Genomic DNA, 15998 nt, shown 5'->3' on the forward strand with positions numbered 1-15998 from the left:
CATGCCGAAGTATCAGGGCGGGGAAGAGGCCGCCGACGTGGCGGTGTACACGTCGACGCGTTCTTCGGCGACATCGTTCCCACCCGCTGGGAACGTCAACGGCACGGCCCTGGAGCTGTGGACGTGCAACTGGGGCGCCAACCGGCTATGGACCTCACGAGAGCCCCGCATCCGCCGAGCTGAAGCATCCATCAGAGTCGAACGGGAGCGCTCGATGCGGACCGGGCCGGACAGCGGAGGTGCGGACCGGCGCCGCGGGGAGCATCAGCGTCGGCCCTGGCGGTCTCGGCGAGTCAGGCCGCTCTGGAGGCGGGCGAGTGGCGCGGTGCGCTGTCGGCGCAGCGCCGCTCGCGCGGCATTGGCTCCGGGAGCGCCGTGCACGCCTCCGCCCGGGTGCGCGGACGCGGACGCGAGGTACAGCCCGGGTACGGGGGTCTCGGGGCGCCCCGTGCCGGGGGAGGGGCGGAAGACCAGCTGCTGGTGCATGGCTGTGGTCCCACCGTTGATCGCGCCCCCGTGGAGGTTGGCGTCAAGACGTTCCAGCGTGGGCGGGCCGAGGACGCGACGGGATCTGACCAAGGCGCGGAATCCTGGGGCATAGCGCTCCACCTGCGCCTCGACGCGGTCCGCCATCACCTCCTGTTCCCGTGCGTCCCAGACGCCGGTCAGTCCGGCGTCGCCGGCGTCGCCGCGGACGTGCTGCGGTACGTGCGTGTAGGCCCATGCCGACTCGGTGCCCCGGGGTGAGCGGCTGGGATCGGTCGTGGTCATCTGACCGAAGATGGTGAAGGGGGCGTCCGGTACACGTCCCATGGCGATCTGTGCGGCGAACCGGGTGAGCCCGTCCACTCCCTCTGCCAGGTGCACCGTCCCGGCCTGTGATGCCTCGGGACTCGACCAGGGCACCGGGCCGTCGAGCGCCCAGTCGACCTTGAAGGTCGCGAAGTCCCACTGGAAGCGCTTGAGGTCGGCGAGCAGCCGCCCCGGGAGGTGTTCCGCGGCCACCAGGGAACCGTAGAGAGCGGGCGCCGACACGTCGGCCAGCACGGCCCGGCCGGCCGGAACCGTTTCGCCACCGGCGGTACGGACCCCGACGGCCCTGCCGCCGCGCACGACGACCTCGGTGACCCGTTCCCCGCAGCGCACCGCTCCGCCGCGGCGAGCCAGCCGGCGGACGAGGGCGCCGGTGAGCTCTCCCGAGCCGCCCGTGGGCACGGGGAAGCCGTAGGTCTGCCCCAGCATCGACATCAGCCATCCGAAGCCGCCGCTGCCCGCCGCCTCCGGGGCGAGGTCCGCGTGCAGCGCGTTACCGGCGAGCAGCAGCCTGCCGCCCGCGCCCCGGAACTCCTCCTCGCCCAGGCGCCGCACCGGCAGCACCATGGTCCTGGCCATTCTCAGTCCGCCCGCCGCACGCAGCCGCAGCGCCAGCCGCGCCCCGGCGACGACCGGCGGGAACGGGGTGAACAGGGCGTCGAGGATGCCGGGCCGCAGCGTCTCCCAGAGCTCCCGGAGGTCCTTCCACGCGGCACCGTCCCCGGGAGCGAACACGTCCAGGCTCGTGGCGGTCTCCTCCACGTCACGGCTGAGGACCGCGCAGCGCCCGTCCCGCAAGGGGTGGGCGAGCACCTTCGGGGCGTGGCTCCATCCCAGCCCCTCCCGCTCCAGTTCCAGAGCGGCCAGGACGGGGGAAGCCGCGGCCAGGGGATAGAAGGCGCTGAACAGATCACTGGCGAAGTCGGCGTCGACCCCACGATCGTGCCGGCACGCTCCTCCGGGCTCGTTCTGCGCCTCCAGGACCTCCACGCTCCAGCCCGCGTCGGCCAGGAGATTGGCCGCCACCAGCCCGTTGGGTCCGGCTCCGACGACTACGGCGTCCGGCATGGCTCTCTCCCGCCTCGATGGCACCCGGGCAATCGCTGTCCGCTCAGGCCCCGCCTGTCTGCAGCGGTGCGAAGCCCGTGGCCTCGCTGCTCCCTTGCTCGCACAGCCGGGCGAGCCGGCGCAGGACCACGCGGTGACGCACTTGCTGAGCCAGCTCCAGAAGGCCGTTGTGGAGGAGGCCCCCCAGACCGCTGAGCGGGTGTTCGTCGAAGATGACCAGGGTGTGCTCGCCCCACGGGCGCAGTTCCACCGCGATCCGCGCGGTACCCAACGGCCCGCTGTCCGCCTCCAGTTCCAGAGCCTTGAGGGGCTCGCTGCGGCGTACGACCGTCCGGTTGTGCAGGGTGACCGGTCCGAGCTTGATCTCGTAGCGCAGCGAAGCCCCCAGCTCGGGCCACGCGCCCTCGTCGGGCTCGGCGCGGGCGGTGCCGACGACCCAGTTCCCGTACTGCGCGACGTCGGAGAGGACCGTCCACACGTCCTCCGGCGGCTTCCTGATCAACCGGTGTCGTACGGCCACGGGGGCACCTCCGCTGCTCGACGTGATGGTCCTCGTTGCGGCTTCCCACGCTAGATGCACGCGCACGACGTCGCGCGTCGGCGGCCGTGCCGTCAGCGGCGGCCTCCGGGCACCGTCCACCGTGACCGCGTCCCACGACGGCACCCTCGACACCATGCGCGTATTCGTTCACGAGGTGGGCGGTGACTGACAGGGCGCGGAGGGGTGGGGCAGGCCCTGACCTGCCGCTCACCAGCGGTGCCGCGTGGCCGACGGCGCCGGGTCAGGGAATGAGGAGTGTCTTGATCATGCCGTCGGCCTTCTCCTGGAAGGTGCGGTAGGCCTGAGGTCCCTCCTCCAGGGGGAGCCGGTGGGTGGCGAACGAGTCCACGCCCAAGGGGTCCTCGTCGGTGAGGAGCGGCAGGATGTCGTCCACCCAGCGCCACACGTTGGCCTGGCCCATGCGCAACTGGATCTGCTTGTCGAACATGGTCAGCAGGGGCAGCGGGTCGGCGGCGCCCCCGTAGACCCCTGACAGCGAGATCGTTCCGCCGCGGCGCACCGCGTCGATCGCGGCGTAGAGCGCCGAGAGCCGGTCGACGCCCGCCTTCTCCATGAGACGCTCGCCCACCGCGTCGGGCAGCATCCCGACCGCCCAGTGAGCCGCCTTCGCGAGTGGAGCTCCGTGCGCTTCCATCCCGACTGCGTCGATGACCGCGTCGGTTCCCCGGCCCTGTGTGAGGTCTCGGACGGCGTCGCCCAGGTCCTTGCCGTACCTGCGGAGGTCCAAGCACTTCGCTCCGTGAACGGCGGCACGCTCCAGCCGGTCGGGGACCAGGTCCACGCCGATGACCAGCCCAGCTCCCCGGTGCTGCGCGATCCGGGCCGCCATCGCCCCGATCGGTCCCAGGCCGAGGACCGTCACGGAGCCGCCGGGCGGGATCGCCGCGTAGTCGACGGCCTGCCATGCGGTGGGCAGGACGTCCGACAGATAGACGAAGCGGTCATCGGGCGGCCCGTCCGGCACCTTGATCGGCAGGCTGTTGCCGAACGGCACCCTCAGGAACTCGGCCTGCCCTCCGGGCACCTGGCCGTACAGCTTGGTGTACCCGAAGAGCGACGCACCGGTGCCGCGGTCACGGTTCTGGGTGGTCTCGCACTGCGACTGGAGGCCCTGCTTGCACATGAAGCAGTGGTTGCAGGAGACGTTGAACGGGATGACCACACGGTCGCCCGGCGAGAGCGCGGTCACTTCCGCCCCGGTCTCCTCGACGATCCCCATGGGCTCGTGTCCCAGGATGTCTCCGGGATCGAGGAACGGGCCGAGCACTTCGTAGAGGTGCAGGTCCGATCCGCAGATGCCCGTCGAGGTGATCCGCACGATGACGTCGTCGGGCTTCTCGATCTTCGGATCAGGAACCGTCTTCACCTGGACATCCCTCTTGCCCTGGTAGGTGAGTGCGCGCATGTGAGCTCTCCCTGTCTGTCGGGTCTGCATGTCGTTCGCTGTGGTGGGGGCGCCTCTGCCTCCGCGCACCCCGCCGGGGAACGCGGCCAGTGCCTCGGCGGACAGTCGGGGGAGCCCGGCGTCGGCCCGTCCCGCAGACCGGTTCCGGCAGGCGGCCCGACCCCGTCGACTGTTCACTCCAGCATGCCCACGGCGGCGCTCCCGCGCAGATCGGGGGATGGTCCCGTCCGGCTGTCGGCGTCGGACGGCGGCGCGGCGATGGGGCATGATCACTCAGCGGTCCTCGGCGTGCGCAAGGTCGAGGAGGACCTCGGAGGTGTAGCGAAACTCCTCCGTGAGCCTCGTCGCCTCGGTGACGAGGATGCCGTACGGAGAGGCGGGGTCGGAGAGGGACAGGGACAGCCGTTCCGTTTCCCCGATGACCTCGTCGCGGCGAGCCTCGGCTTCATCGGTCAGCCGCTCCAGTCGTTCTGCCTGCTGGGGCAGCGTCGTCTCGTCCAGCGTCGTCAGCACCTCGGCGACCGCGCCGGCGGACTTCAGGAATGCCGCGTACCGCTGCAGGAACGGCCGGACCGCCTCGTCCTTCTCGCGGGACCGGTCGAGTCCCCGGGTGAGCGCGGCCACCTGGTAGAGCGTGCGCTCCAGCGCCCCGAGCACGGCCTCGTACCCCTGGAATCCGGGGTGGCCGCGGTAGCGCCGCATCAGGCGTCGAGGGTTGAACAGGGCGCTCTCCTTGGCGGTCTGCAGTCCCGACCGAGCCTGTCCGATCATCGCTCCGGTGCGGGCCGCGCGGTCCTGCCACCCCCGGGTGACGTCCTGGTGAGGTACTCCCTCGGCGAGGACGGGATACATGTCGGCCAGCAGATCGTGAAGCGTGTGAGCGAGGCTGTGGATCCCGTACTCGGCGCTGCGGTACCGAAGAGGCGGCGCCACGAGCACATTGACCGCTGTGCCGATCACACAGCCGATGAGGACGAGCACCACGATCTCCCCCAGCCGCCAGATCCGCTGGGAGTCCCCCGACGACGAGGCGTATGTGGAGAAGGCGAAGAAGGCGGCGGTGGCCACCTGCGGGCCTTGAACGCCCAGCACGGGCCACCGTCCGATCGCGAGAGCGATGAGAGCCACGACGACGAAGGTCAGCAGGTCAGGGCCGGCGAGGAAGCCGAGGGCGGCCTGCACGAGGACCCCGACGACCACCGCACCGACATAGCGCAGCGACTGTGTGACCGAGCGGTAGACGGTGACCTGCATGATCAGCACTGCCGAGAACGGTGCGAAGGCCGGCGAACGGGAATCGAGGACGTCGTAGGCGACGACCCAGGCCAGCGTGGCCGCGAGCGTGCTCTTCCCCAGCATCAGCAGGGTTTCGCGTTCGTCCCCGGAGTACGCGCGTGCACGCCGCCACCACTGCGCCACGGCCGCGAATCGCCGCCCCGTGCCGGACCCTTCGGTCGTCATGCCATTGGTCATAGGGGCGTGCGCCCTCCCGTCACTCCGTCATGGCCGGCCTGCCGCCACGAGCAACCCGTTCGCGGCGGAAGACCGTCGATCGAGCAGCCGCACGTGTCTCGCGAGGTGGTCGCCGTATCCGAGTCCGGCGCGTGCCGTCAGGCGCGCGGAGGTGAGGACGGGGAACAGTCTCGTGCGGAGCACGCGGTGGCCGCTCGATGCGAGGGTAGCCACCGGCGTGCGGTCCTCACCTGTGGCCGGTGGCGGGTCGCCGCCGCAGCGGAGGTAGGAGTCGGCGCGTACACCGGGGCCCGGCGCCGTGAACGTACGAGTGGACGTCCGCCCGCACGCGCTGCGTCATGCCGCGTCGCAGGGTCCGCATGTGGTCGGGGGCGTGTCGGCGAGCGCGGGAGGCCAGCTCTGAGGGCGGACGTCCTCACCCGCCCACCCGTGCCCGGCAGCTGGGCACGCAGGACCCGCTCAGTGCGGCCTGAGCCGGCTCACGGTTTGAGTACGACCTTGGTCCATCCGTCATCGCGGTCGTCGAAGTGGCGGTACGCGTCCACCGCGGCGTCCAGAGGCAGTTCGTGCGAGACGATGAACGAGGGCTTCGCCCTCCCCTGCTGGATGAGTCGGCCGAGGCGGCGGTTGTACGCCTTCACGTTGGCCTGACCGGTGCCGATGCGCTGGCCCTTGAACCAGAACTGACCGAAGTCGAACGGCAGTTTGCCCTCGCGTGTCAGTGCGGTGGGAGCGCCCTCGTCCTGGGGGAGGAACACACCGACGACGCCTATGGCTCCGGTCGCCTTCACGGAGGCCACCAGGTCGTTCATGGTCCCCTCAGGCTTCTCGTCGCCCTGGGGGTCGTGAGCCTGGTAGCCGACGCATTCACACCCCTTGTCGGCTCCGCCGTCGGTCAGGTCGACGATCCGGTCCACGTGGTCGCCCTCGGAGTCGTCGACCGGCAGGGCTCCGGCTTCCTCGGCCAGTCGCAGCCGGTCGGGGTGACGGTCCACGACCAGGACCTGGGCGGCGCCGCGCAGACGGGCGGAGTACGCCGCCATCAGGCCGACGGGCCCGCCTCCGTAGATCACCACGGATTCACCCGGTGACACGTCGCTCAACTCCGTGGCGTGATAGCCGGTGGGAAATATGTCCGCCAGCATCACGTAGTCGTTCTCCTTCTCCGCCGCGTCCTCGGGCAGTACGAGGCAGTTGAAGTCGGCCCAGGGGACTCTGAGGTACTCCGCCTGGCCGCCGGCGTAGGTGCCCATGGCGGCGAAGCCGTAGGCACCGCCCGGTGTGTCGGAGTCGACGGAGAGGCAGAAACCGGTGAGGCCGCGCTCGCAGTTGGCGCAGAATCCGCAGCCGATGTTGAAGGGCAGGCAGACCCGGTCACCGACCTTCACGCGGTCGACTCCGTCCCCGGTCCCGATGACTTCCCCGAGGTTCTCGTGGCCGAGGATCCGCCCGGTCTCCATCGTGGTCCGACCCTCGTACATGTGAAGGTCGGAGCCGCAGATGTTGGTCGAGGTGATCTTTACCAGTGCGTCCGTGGGACGTTCGATCCTCGCGTCAGGAACGTCGACGACCGCGACATTCTTCGCACCCTGGTAGACGAGTGCTTTCACATGGCTCACCGCCTTCTCCGTCGGCCCGCAGCACGCCGGGCGATCGGCGGCCCGGGGCACGGGGGAAAGCCTTCCCTCCACCATGCCCGCCGACGGCTTTCCACGCAGTTCGGCCAGGAACGGGATCTGCCGCGATGACGCAGTGGTGCGTCGACCGCCATGTCCTCGGGGCGCGCCGTACGGACGCGTGCAGTGAAACAGCGCGCCGAGACCTGTCGACGGAAGCGGGGTCACACTGCATGCCGGTGCTCGCGGCGGCTACCAGGGGGTGTGGCCGGCCGGGTCGTCGTGCAGGGCGACCCGGACACGTATGCGCTTTCCCACAGGTTCTCGGTCCACCGCGAAGCTCTGGCAGACCATGAGCACCAGTTCCAGTCCGTGCCTGCCGATCCGGGCCGCGTCGGCGGGGGACGCGGCAGGCAGGACGGGGCCGGAATCCCACATGACGATGTCGAGGGTGCTGCCGTCCGTCTCCAGGTCCAGCAGGCACGGTCCGGGAGCGTACTTGCAGACGTTCGTCGCCAGCTCGCTCACGACCAGCTGCGCGATCTCCACCGCCCGGGCGGAGACATCCAGCCCGTGCCGCGACCGTGCGACGGTCAGGAACTCTTCGACGAAGCGCCGGGCGAGAGCGATCTCCTCCGAGCCCATGTCGTAGGCGGTGCCGGCCCGCACGGACTCCGTGGCGGCCGCCTCTCGTCGTTCTTGCCCGGTCATGCCGTACATCAGTTGCTCCATGAGCCTTCCCCCGTCGATCTGATCCGCGTTCACCGCGGTTCGGAACACTTCCTGCCTACCCGTCCCGACGTGTTTCAGACAGGACGAGCACACGACGGAGGCGAGAGTGCGGTCGATCAGGCGGCGTGTGGGCCTCAACGGTGGGGGCGCACGGGTGGTGTGCTGGGGCCCGGCGAGGACCAGCCGCAGGAACATCGAGTCGGCGAAGGTGATGCTGCCGGTGTCCGGAACCAGCCGGGGTGCGTGGCCGTCACTGCTGTGATCTGTGGTTCCGGCGAGGGGAGGTCTCCGAGGTCGAACCCGCTGCTGGGCGCGAGCACCGGTAGCCCGGCGCACGGTCGGGCCGCTGTCGATAGTGGTGGCCTGTGTGGTGCGACTCCGTATGCGTGCGATCATGCTGTTCGCCGACACGAGGTGAAGAGGTGGGGGATGGCCGGCCTATGGGTGACGGTCTGTCTGCCGGCTGAGGCCGCAGGTGATGTCGAAGGGGCTCTTGCGGACGCCCTGGCGCCTTTCTACCTGGACACGAGTGACAACCCCGTCGACCGAGGCATGTGGGACCATCGCCGCATCCAGGGGGGCAGCGACGGTCTGGGCTTCGCGGTCGCCGCCGGATACGAGAACGACCCCAGGCTCATCCACGACGATCCGGGATACGGCGGCACCCCCTGCCCCAGCGCCCCAGGTGTCTGCGCCGGAGGGCCGCGCGGCCTGCTCGACTTCTCGCAGCCGCATCGTGCGTCCGAGCGTGCGGTCGCCGCGTCCTGGGATCTGTGGCAGAGCCTGTCCGCCGTACACCCGCCGGCCGTTCCTCTCACGGTCTTCGTCGACCGCTGGCGCAACGATCCGGGCGCGTTTCCCGGCGACCGTCGGGGAGACGAGATGATCTCCGCCTACCGGGCCCAGCCGCTGGTCGAGGCCTACCTCGACCACCCCTTCAGCCTCGGCCTGGGATACCTGGGTTTCATCGGCCCTCACGACCCGGAGGAGCATCCCGTCATGAGCTATGACGGCTCCCGCTCCGCCTATATCCGGGAGTTCACCTCATCGGCCCGGCCGGATACCGACGTACTCACCCTGGACGGCTGGTGGTTGGAGGGCAGGTCTCATGCCGTCCATGCGTCGTGCGAGCCCGCCCTCTGCCCTCATGACCCTCCGAAGCCCGCGGTGTGGCCGGGCAGTGAGGCATACCTTGAGGCTCTTCCCGCTGACACGATCCTCGTCCGGCTCCACTGCCACGCCTGACGCCGCTATCGCGCGGAGTGCGGCGAACCCGAGGTCATCTTGACCTTCGACGGGTCCGGCCCGCTCAACTTCCAGCCCCCGTGCAGGCGATCCCCACCCGCCGCTGGACGCGCGAGGTGGACAGCGAGACCGAGAAAGGCCGTTACGCGGCTGCCCCGGTCCGGTGTGCCGGGGGTCGGTGTGGCGCAGGCTCTGGACCACACCGAACCTCGCGTTTCGGATCAGGAGCCGTCGAACAGTTTCTGCACCTCGGACGGGATGTCTGTTCCCGAGCGAACGGCGAAGAGCGTGGCTGTCTTCGGTGTGTCGGCTGAGTGACCCGCGACGGATACCTCCCGACGACCCACTCCCCAGGATGTGTATCGACTCGCCCTCGATCTTCGGGAGTTGATTTCGGCCTGATCCGGCTGTCTGCCAGGAGGCCCCGCAGGTGCGGCCTGCGAGGATGGGGTCATGCTGCAGGTCTGTCTCAACGGTGCCGGAGTTCATGCCGCTCGAGCAGCCCTACGGCCGAAGCCGCCGACGAGCGTCCTCAAGCCGTCGTTCGTAGTCAGGTGCGAGCAGCTCAGGAAGCGCCTTGCCGTGGACGGCCGCCGAACCTGTCCGTGGCCGGGGTGCGTCCACAGGTTTTCGTCAGGCGTCTGGCGTGAGGACGGAGTGTCGGGGCACAGGACGTGTCGGAGGTTGATAATCATGGTTCCCGTTATTCTTGTTCTTCTGCTCGCCCTACTTCTCTTCGGTGCTGGTTTTGCTCTGAAGGCACTGTGGTGGATCGCGATCATCGTGTTGGTGGTCTGGCTGCTCGGATTCGTTGTCCGGCCGACGGCGAGTGGTGGTAAGCGGGGACGCTGGTATCGATGGTGACGATCGGTGATTGAGTAGAAACTCCTCTTCTGTGCGGGTGGGCCGCGACGAACCGTTGTCGCGGCCCACCCGCATGTCCGGTGCGCCCGCAGGGAATATGGCCGGTCATGCGTCAGGAATCATGTATTTCAGCGACAGGAACTCCGATCGCTGAAGGAGCGGGACCGTTCGGGGTTGCGATGCATGAGCTCAGGAATGCTGGGCACGTGAGGTATTGAGAGAGCGTCACCGGATTTCGGCGACGCCGATCCCGCTCCACGGTTTCGGTCGGGGAGTGGCAGCTATCTGATGAAGGAGCCGTTTTATGAGTGACAACATCTGGGGTTACCAGCCGACCGCCGGCCGCACCGCGAGCACCGATCTGATCGGATACAAGGTCGAGGCCACCGACGGCAGTATCGGCAAGGTCGACAAGCACTCGGACGAAGTCAACTCCTCGTATCTGGTGGTTGACACCGGCGTCTGGATCTTCGGTAAGCACGTTCTGCTGCCGGCCGGAACCGTCCGTACCATCGACGAGTCCGAGCGGAAGATCTTCGTCGACCTGACCAAGGACCAGATCAAGGGCTCCCCGGAGTTCGACAAGGACAAGCATGTCGGCGACACGGGCTACCACGAGCAGGTCGGCGGCTATTACCACAGCCACCGACGCCCGTAACCCCGCAGCACAAGCCAGATGTGGAGGCGCCCGGAGACCTTTCCGGGCGCCTCCTGCGCTGTGTCATGCTGGGCCGCCCCGTGGCGTACCTGCCTTCGGACGAGTGATTCGAGGAATCCATCCCGCATGCCATGTGCGCGGTGCGTTCAGTTCGCGACGGAGCCCCAGTACACCGATCCCGGGGCGGATCCGAGCGTGGTGGTGGTCGCCGTCAGATTGGGACGGTCGGATGACGCCCGAGCTTCGTCGCATCGGACGAGGGTCAGAATATGTAGGACATTCTCATTCGTCCGGAACCGAAAGCGGCCATGACCAGATCACATCGGCATCCTCCCGTTCCCTGATGACCCGCCGATGGCGTGACGCTTCGCGTTTCGTACCCGAGTTGAGAGGCTGGTACCGGACCCAGTCCATCGGAACGATATGGAGAGCCAGGGTTTCCAGGGTTCGTTGCTGGTCGACCGAGTGCACGAGCACCACGGCGAAGCGCTGAATACACCAGAGGCATTCCCAAGGAGGCCCGGTGACGAGGGCTCCGGAATCCACGAGTTTCCGGCCGTACCCGTCCTCGGGATCCAGCTCCATCTCGGCGTGGAAGTCGTCGCCACCGAAGAAATGGACGCAGCTGCGCCGCAGGCCGTGCCGCATGTCCGACAGGGCCTCGGTCATTCCGGAATCACCGTCCTGTGGCGTACCGACCACAGCGAGTGGGAAAATCGCGTACGAGCCCCGGTCGATCACAGGGAAGCCGAGATCTGTCCACCGGGGAGTCTTTTCGGAGTATCGCCGTCCAAGAACACGCTCAAGGGCGTGCATGACGGCGAGGCCGTCCGAGATCAGGGTTCCCTCCTGCTCGATCCCGGTCACCAGGCCCCTTCCCCGGAAGCGGCAGTGCACCGGGTGACGACGAGCCCCTCGACGGAGTCCTCCATGAGATCCCGACCGAGGTGGACCGGTGCGACCTCTTCAGTAGCCGTCAATGATCTCCACATCCTCCGCTCAGGCTTCCGTGGCTCTGTTCTGCCTTGCCAGAAGCCGGACCGATGTCCTCTTCGGTATGAGTAGGTCACACCGATCCGTCAGACCTCCGGCCGCAACCGCCGACGAGCCGCCTCGAGCCGCGTCGTCATCGCGTGCGAACTGCTCAGGCAGCGCCTTGTCCAGCGTCCCCGCAATACGATGGATCGGTGCCCAGACCGCCGGATCGTCGACAACACGACTGAGGTCCGTCATCTGGAGCTTCTCCAGCCAATGTGACAGCACCAGCGCCTCGTCAGCCGTGAGTTCGATCGTGACCTGACTGCAGCCCACGGTTACCCCCACGGCTCGGCTCCCACCCTCGACCCCCGAACCTACTGGCCTCCGACCTTGACCACATACATAGGGGCGCCCTCCCCGCAGGATCGAGGAACTGGTACGGGACAGCCGTGCCGTGGCAGCGGGGGATCGAGCCCGAGATCGCGCGTCCAGGCGAGGAGCGACGACCGATGAGGTTCTCACGTGGCCTGCGGGCGCTCGTTCCCGGGCACGTCCAGATGGCCGAGGAGGTCGTCGAGAGCCTTGTTGAAGGACTCGGAGTTGGCGCTGTCGAACCATGAGGTGCGGATGCGTTCGTTGTTGCCGTTCGGGGTCTCGTGGTCGGCGGCGAGTTGCTGAAACGAACGGGTCTGGTCACTCAGGGTGCGGCCTACCCCCTGGAAGAGGCTGCGCACGTAGCGGTCCGCGTCGTCGGAGGAGATGCCGTGGCGGACGGCCCACTGCGTGAGTGTGGCGAGATACGCGTAGTGGGTGGTCAGTGTCCCCGTCAGGGCGGAGTGGACGTTGAACGCCGCTTCGTCCATGGCTGGGAGCACCCCGCCCAGCTGCTCGAAGAGGGAGTCCACGGCAGGGTGGGACGGCCACGTGACCGTGACGGAGCGCTGTTCGCGTGCCGTGGGCAGGGGGATGGCCCGTACCAGCGGGACATCGGTCGCGAGTGTGCGGCGCAGGTCGTCGTTGCCGACGCCGGCCATCACGTTGACGATCACCTTGTCGCCGTCCACTCTCAGACCGGCCAGTGCGTCGTGCCGGTCCGCTCGGCGTACGGCGATGATCACCACTTCGGAGCGGTCTGCCACCTCCTGGTTGTCGGCGCATGTCTGTACGCTCTCGTAGCGTTCGGACAGCTCTGCGGCTGCACGGGCTCCTCGGGGGGACAGGAAGACTTCCGGCGCGTGGTCGCCTTCGCGGCAGAGGCCCGTCACGACAGCCCGGCCGATCTCGCCCACACCTATGATGCCGATCCGCTTCACTGCCTCTGCCCCTGTCGTTCGTGGCGCGCGTGATGACGGTCTGCGATGTCGGACGTCGCACAGATCGGCCTCCCTGCCTCGTCACGAGGCTTCGTCGTCACAGTCCTCACCTTCTTTTCGGTCATGCGCCGAGGGAGGTCCGGAGGAACTCGACGATCTCCGCTCGTGCGGCCTCCGCCTGCCGTTCCACGCCCGGCAGGGTGAGGAAGGCGTGCCGGGCTCCGGGGTACTCGGTGAGCCGCGCGGGTGTCCCGGCCGCCTGCAGTCGGCCGGCGTAGCGGCGGCCGTGATCGGCCACCGCGTCCTGGGTCGGCACCACCACGAGAGCCGGGGCCAGCCCGCTCAGGTTCTCGGCGTACAGCGGTGAGATGTCACGAGCGTCGACGGCCGGCGGAGCGGAGAGTCGCCGGAAGAGGCGGAGTTGAGGCGCGGCGGGGGTCGGGCTGTACCCGAATTCGGTCATCGAGGCGTAGTCGAACATGGTTCCCGTCACGTCGACCGCTGGGTTGACCAGCACCTGCGCCTTGAGGGTCAGGCCGGCCTCTCTGGCTCGGATCGCCAGGAGGGCGCTGATCAACGCACCGCAGCTCTCGCCGAACACAGCCGTGCGTGCCGGGTCGACGCCCCACCCCGCGGCGTGCCGCACCACATGGCGGAGCACGTCCCAGCCGTCGTCGACGGCATCCGGCAGCGGAGTCCGCAGATCGAGGAGGCGGTGTTCGACCGAGACCACGAGGGCGGGCAGCCGGGCGGCGAGATGGCTGTTGGCCCAGTCGCACTGCGCGGCTGTGCCGACGAAGCTGCCGCCGTGCACGTGGATCACGAGCGGGAGATCGGCCCGTCCGGCGCCTCCGCCGTCGCGCGCGGGGGCCGGACGGTACACCCGGACCGGGACCCTGCGGCCGGACAGCGCCACCTCCTGCCACTCGATCGCGGCGCCGGGATCAGGATGCCCGAGGATCGCCCGCGCCGCGGCGGAGGCCCGCCAGCGGTTTTCCGCGTCGCGATAGGTGACCAGTTCCTCGTGCGTCATCGCCTGCCAGTCCGGCTCCGGCGGCCGTCCTGTGTCAATCGCCTCGCCCATGTCTCCTCCTCGGTCGGCTCCCGTGGAGCCGAGTCCTGAAACCTACGCCGTAGGTTCACGTTCCGTACGATAGTTTCTACGTTGTAGGTTTGACAAGGAACGGAGTTGACGTGGCCAAGCGAACTCAGGGAACTCCGGCGGGACTTGACCGTGCCAGGATCGCCTCCGCCGCCGTTGCGCTGGTCGACCGGGACGGCCTGGAGCGCTTCGGTGTACGACGCCTCGGCCAAGAGCTGGGGGTCGACCCCATGTCGATCTACCACCACGTCAAGGGCAAGGCCGCTCTGCTGGACGCCGTGTCCGAAGCGGTGCTCGCAGAGGTGGCGGCCACCGTGGACGACGACGCAGCCGACGGCTGGGAAGACATCGCGCGCCGGACGGCGCACGGCTACCGGCAGATGGCCTACCGGCATCCGCAGGTTTTTCCCCTGCTGGTGACGCGTGCTCAGACTTCGACGGTGGCCATCTCCGCCCTGGAGAGACTGGTCTCCGCGATGCGCGAGGCCGGACTGCCCGACCAAGTCGTCGCAGACGCGCCCATGGTGTTGTTCAGCTTCCTCAACGGACACCTGCTGGCGCGTATCAGTGCGGCCCCCGGCGAGCCCGGTGCCGTGCCGGCGTTCGATGCCGCCGACCACCCGGCCATGGCCGCTCTCACTCCCCTCATGGCCGACTTCGGATCCCGGACGGAGTTCGACCGGATGCTCGACACCGTGATCGGCGGGATTCGGGAACAGGCCGCCAGTAGCCGGTTCCGACCGCACCCCCTGGGCTGACATGCGGCGCACTCCGAGTCGCACCGGACGGTGCTCACGGAGGTCATGGCCGACCACTGCCGATACTGAGGTCCGCCCGGCGGGTGAATGCGGCATCACCGTGCTTGTTCGCGGCCTGCCGCCGGCCGCACCCGGCACGGCGGAAGAGCCCCGGCACGGTGACGGGGCCCGGACCGCGCGTCGCGGTCCGGGCCCCGTTCTGCCGGTGTCGCCCGGCGGTGGTGCATCAGCTCTGTGCGGTGTCGTCGCCCGTCTGTGCGGCGGCCTCGGCTGCGGCTGCCTTCTCGCGCATCTTGCGCACCAACTCCGCTTTCTTGTCGGCAGCGCCCTGGCGGTCGAGATTGCGGTGCGGACCGTGGTTCTGCCGTTCGGCGCGGGACTGCCTCTTGCGCTGGCCGCCGCCCTGGCCCACGGGGTTGTTGATGTTCTTGCTGTCGGTCACGGGCTCTCCCGGCAATGATGTGAAGTGATCTACGGATTCATCGGTGGGGGACGGGCGCGGCGACGTCGGAGGACGTCGGACAGGGGCCCATCACGCGCTCACTCGTAAACCGGTGTCTGGAAGAACATGCCCGAGAATACCCGGTCCCGTCGGTCCCGCGCACCAAGCCCTGCGGACGACAGCGGCCGGATCCTCCTCACCCGGGCCGCGTCGCTCGTGGATCACAGGGCCACGGCGCGGGCCGTCTGCGACCTGGGACGCCGCGGGCTCACCCAAAACCAGTGGAAGAGCCCGCATGGCGGACGTCCCCTAGCCGTCCCACCTGCTTCTAGCCGGTCGTCCCGTCGAGCATCTCGCGCAGGATGTCCAGGTGGCCGTTGTGGCGGGCCGTCTCCTCGGTGAGGTGGAGGAGGATCCAGCGCAGATTGACGTGGACACCGTTGCGGACGGCTCGCCGGGCCGGCTCGTCCAGGCTGTTCACGGCGACCAGGTCCCGGTGGTCGGCGGCCTGTCCGGCGTATTCGGCGAGCAACTGGGTGAGCGGGAAGTCGACGGCGATTCGCATCTCGCGGTCGGGGTCCTCGTCGGTCCAGGGGCCCTGGTCCTCCTCGCCGAGGAAGACCACGTGGAACCAGTAGTACTCGACCCAGCGGAGGTGGTTGATCACTCCGTTCATGGTCATCAGCGGTGAGCCCGGAAGAAGCGCCCTGCGTGCGTTCTCGGCGGAGACGCCGTCGCACTTGGCGCGGGCGGCGTCGCGTGCGTAGTCGAGGAACGTGGTGAGCTGAGCGCGTTCGTCCCATGAGGGCGGTGTGTCGTCGATTCTGGTCATCGCGCGAAGAATCCCCGATCACGCACCCGATGTCGAGGCATTAACCGACGGTTCGCTCCACCCGCACCCCGCCCCCTGGGGTGTCGGAGCCATCCGACTCCTGGGGGGACTGTCCGGTGTGACCTGCCGGGGCATGC

Annotated in this window: 15 protein-coding genes and 1 pseudogene; 4 read left to right on the forward strand and 12 right to left on the reverse strand. The window is 68.8% G+C overall.

Features of this window, described 5'->3' with window-relative positions; genetic code table 11:
* Nucleotides 1-264 precede the first annotated feature (264 nt).
* The 6 genes from OG488_RS35795 to OG488_RS35820 form a co-directional block, all read right to left on the reverse strand.
* Complete coding sequence (locus OG488_RS35795) at nt 265-1881, reverse strand: phytoene desaturase family protein (RefSeq protein WP_329236967.1); 1617 nt, start codon at nt 1879-1881, stop codon at nt 265-267.
* Nucleotides 1882-1924: 43 nt separating this feature from the next.
* A complete protein-coding gene (locus tag OG488_RS35800; RefSeq protein ID WP_329236970.1) occupies nt 1925-2401 on the reverse strand; it encodes an SRPBCC family protein in 477 nt (158 codons plus the stop codon).
* A 262-nt stretch (nt 2402-2663) separates the two neighbouring features.
* Entirely contained in the window at nt 2664-3848 is a 1185-nt protein-coding gene (locus tag OG488_RS35805) for a zinc-dependent alcohol dehydrogenase (RefSeq protein WP_329236973.1), read from the reverse strand.
* Between the two features lie 273 nt (nt 3849-4121).
* Nucleotides 4122-5309 (reverse strand): FUSC family protein, encoded by a 1188-nt coding sequence (locus tag OG488_RS35810; RefSeq protein WP_329236976.1) that lies wholly within the window; start codon nt 5307-5309, stop codon nt 4122-4124.
* A 491-nt stretch (nt 5310-5800) separates the two neighbouring features.
* Nucleotides 5801-6931, reverse strand: a complete 1131-nt coding sequence (locus OG488_RS35815) for a glutathione-independent formaldehyde dehydrogenase (protein WP_329239241.1) — start codon at nt 6929-6931, stop codon at nt 5801-5803.
* Nucleotides 6932-7189: 258 nt separating this feature from the next.
* Nucleotides 7190-7669, reverse strand: a complete 480-nt coding sequence (locus tag OG488_RS35820) for an ATP-binding protein (protein WP_443074259.1) — start codon at nt 7667-7669, stop codon at nt 7190-7192.
* A 429-nt stretch (nt 7670-8098) separates the two neighbouring features.
* On the opposite strand from OG488_RS35820, the gene OG488_RS35825 reads away from it, so the two are divergent.
* The 3 genes from OG488_RS35825 (at nt 8099) to OG488_RS35835 (ending at nt 10436) form a co-directional block, all read left to right on the forward strand.
* Entirely contained in the window at nt 8099-8914 is an 816-nt protein-coding gene (locus OG488_RS35825) for a hypothetical protein (protein ID WP_329236978.1), read from the forward strand.
* A 693-nt stretch (nt 8915-9607) separates the two neighbouring features.
* A complete protein-coding gene (locus OG488_RS35830) occupies nt 9608-9778 on the forward strand; it encodes a hydrophobic protein (RefSeq protein WP_329236981.1) in 171 nt (56 codons plus the stop codon).
* Between the two features lie 304 nt (nt 9779-10082).
* The gene (locus OG488_RS35835) at nt 10083-10436 is read left to right on the forward strand and encodes a PRC-barrel domain-containing protein (protein ID WP_329236984.1); all 354 of its coding nucleotides are present in this window, start codon (nt 10083-10085) and stop codon (nt 10434-10436) included.
* Between the two features lie 282 nt (nt 10437-10718).
* Here OG488_RS35835 and OG488_RS35840 read toward each other — a convergent pair whose 3' ends face one another.
* From OG488_RS35840 to OG488_RS35855, 4 genes and pseudogenes are all read right to left on the reverse strand, one after another.
* On the reverse strand, nt 10719-11303 hold the full coding sequence (locus OG488_RS35840; protein ID WP_329236986.1) for a hypothetical protein: 585 nt from the start codon (nt 11301-11303) through the stop codon (nt 10719-10721).
* Between the two features lie 212 nt (nt 11304-11515).
* Nucleotides 11516-11747, reverse strand: a pseudogene (locus OG488_RS35845) (hypothetical protein).
* 185 nt (nt 11748-11932) lie between these two features.
* Nucleotides 11933-12727 (reverse strand): NAD(P)-binding domain-containing protein, encoded by a 795-nt coding sequence (locus OG488_RS35850; RefSeq protein WP_329236991.1) that lies wholly within the window; start codon nt 12725-12727, stop codon nt 11933-11935.
* Nucleotides 12728-12848: 121 nt separating this feature from the next.
* The gene (locus OG488_RS35855; protein WP_329236994.1) at nt 12849-13811 is read right to left on the reverse strand and encodes an alpha/beta hydrolase; all 963 of its coding nucleotides are present in this window, start codon (nt 13809-13811) and stop codon (nt 12849-12851) included.
* Between the two features lie 110 nt (nt 13812-13921).
* On the opposite strand from OG488_RS35855, the gene OG488_RS35860 reads away from it, so the two are divergent.
* Nucleotides 13922-14587, forward strand: a complete 666-nt coding sequence (locus OG488_RS35860; protein WP_329236997.1) for a TetR/AcrR family transcriptional regulator C-terminal domain-containing protein — start codon at nt 13922-13924, stop codon at nt 14585-14587.
* A gap of 226 nt (nt 14588-14813) precedes the next feature.
* Here the strand turns inward: OG488_RS35860 and OG488_RS35865 are convergent, their stop codons facing one another.
* Nucleotides 14814-15029, reverse strand: coding sequence for a DUF6243 family protein (locus OG488_RS35865; RefSeq protein ID WP_329236999.1), 216 nt, complete (start codon nt 15027-15029; stop codon nt 14814-14816).
* A gap of 328 nt (nt 15030-15357) precedes the next feature.
* Nucleotides 15358-15861 (reverse strand): DinB family protein, encoded by a 504-nt coding sequence (locus OG488_RS35870; protein ID WP_329237002.1) that lies wholly within the window; start codon nt 15859-15861, stop codon nt 15358-15360.
* Nucleotides 15862-15998 lie beyond the last annotated feature (137 nt).

It is taken from the genome of Streptomyces sp. NBC_01460, from assembly GCF_036227405.1.
Taxonomy (GTDB): Bacteria; Actinomycetota; Actinomycetes; order Streptomycetales; family Streptomycetaceae; genus Streptomyces.